The sequence below is a fragment of the Streptococcus sp. ACS2 genome (assembly GCF_000525585.1).
Classification (GTDB): Bacteria; Bacillota; Bacilli; order Lactobacillales; family Streptococcaceae; genus Streptococcus.
The window spans coordinates 1-2,071 of record NZ_JALT01000023.1; the positions used below are offsets into that span (position 1 = coordinate 1).

A 2,071-nucleotide genomic window follows, 5' to 3' on the forward strand; every position below is an offset into this window, starting at 1 on the left:
CACCTTTGGCTTGTTTACCGTTACTGTGGAAGTAGACTGGGACATTGTCAATGGTTTGTTCACCGGTCAAGGCGTACCAGTTTGGACCAAAGTAATACCAACTACCTTCCCATTCATGGTACTGATTTTTAAGAGCAGCGCCTGTTGCTTCATCCAGATAGTAGATGTGGCTGCTGTTAGGGATAGTATCACTGTAATACGCATAGATGAGCTCACCTCTACTTTGCATTCCGTAGTAGTATTTACGAGTAGGAAGTCCAAAGTAGTAGAGTTCGCCATCGATAACTTGAACGGAGACTAATTTGTTTCCCTTACCGTCTAAATAATACCAGTGATTATCTTTGGTTTTAACGAAACCAGCTTTTGTAACCTTTTTACCATCAAATCCGATATAGTCTCCACTATCTGCGTAGTATGTGAATTCTCCGAAGCCTTGATGACCATCTCCAACGATAAGATTCACTTCTTCACCATGAACAATATGTGTTCCTGAGTAAACTTTTCTACCATCTTGACCAACATAATAGCGTTTGCCATCGACTTCGACGATTTGGTCTCGGACAGCAGCACCTGTGTCTTTGTCATAAAAATGATCAGCATTGGCAAAAATACCTTTGGCTTGGACACCGTCTTTATCAAAATAGACTTCTACACCATCTATAGTTTGAGCACCAATTAATTTATCGCCCTTATCATTGACATAGTACCACTTGCCATCTTTTTCGACATAACGGTTGGTAACGAGGGCTCCACTATCTTTATCATAATAATGGCCGTTTGGCGCAAAGTCACCTTTAACTTGAGAATAGTCATCACGGAAGTAGACATTGACATAATCTATCACTTGTTCGCCCTTTAAAGGATAACTAGATTTATCAACATAGTACCATTTACCTCCAGCAGTAACATAACTATTTTTGGCTGTAACTGGAGTCAATTTACCATTTTCATCTGCAATTGATGTTGGGTATCTATCATCTACAGCAATAAAAGTGAAAGCATTGGTGAGGATAGCACCTCTTACGCCGTTAATGTATTTAGAAAACTGAGCATAGTACCAGTTTCCATCAACTTGGAACAGTGGGTTTGGGCTGCCAGGGACATCATCTCTTAGTGAACCAGATTCATCAAAATAGTAGAGTTGTCCATTAATTCGCTTGAATCCATGGACAACATGTCCATTTTCATCAGCATAAACAGAAGGTGTCCAGAGGTATCCTCTCAGGTACATGTATCTGATTTTACCCCAGCCATTATAGACTTTTTGTCCCTGTTCATTGTAATAACTTTCAGTACCATCAGGATTCTTGAATTTAGAATAATAGACCATGTCTGGTTGGAAGTAGTACTCTTTACCGTCGATGGTTTTAGGGCCAGTGTAAATATTACCGTCATTGTCATAGTAGTAATAAATGTCGTCGCTGGTTCCGTTAATGTAGCGAGTACTATGGTAGAGGGCAATCTTATTATTCCAAAGTTCGCCATTTTCAGGATGGAAATAATATCCTTTTCCATCAACAACCACTCTTTGCCCTTTTGTTTGAAGCCCCTTGTCATTAAAGTGGTAAGTTTTGTCTCCAATTTCTTGAAGGCCAGTCACTTTTTCACCTGTCTTATCTACATAATACCAGTGGTTATCGCCAGTAGTAACAAAAGATTCAGTTGTTAGATGTCCAAGTTCACCATCATAATAATGTCCATCTTGGGCAAAGTTTCCTTTGACCTGTTTACCATCCTTGTCAAAATAGACATGCTGTCCATCAATTAGGTTTGGACCTGTCAGATCCTTGTCATCTTTTTTGTAATGCCAATTGCCTTGTTCATCACTATACCATTGACCACCCGTGATATTCTTTTCAGCAGAGGGAACTTGAGAATTAGGGGTATCAGTATCACTAGTTGTTGGTGACGAATTCTCAGCTGTAACACTTTCACTAGTCGTTGCACTTACCTCAGAATGTGTAGTTTCAGAATTAGATGCTTCCGAACTAGCTGTACTTGTGACTTCAGAGCTTGGTTTTTCAGAAATAGTTTCTGTTGAAGCCCCTTCAGAGGTGACCACTGGTGTTTC

Annotated in this window: 1 protein-coding gene; it reads right to left on the reverse strand. The window is 39.9% G+C overall.

Annotation, left to right across the window (positions count from 1 at the left end; all coding sequences use genetic code 11):
* Nucleotides 1-2,071 (reverse strand): glucosyl transferase (locus HMPREF1517_RS04455; RefSeq protein ID WP_051411997.1); only part of this gene is annotated, 2,071 nt, incomplete at both ends.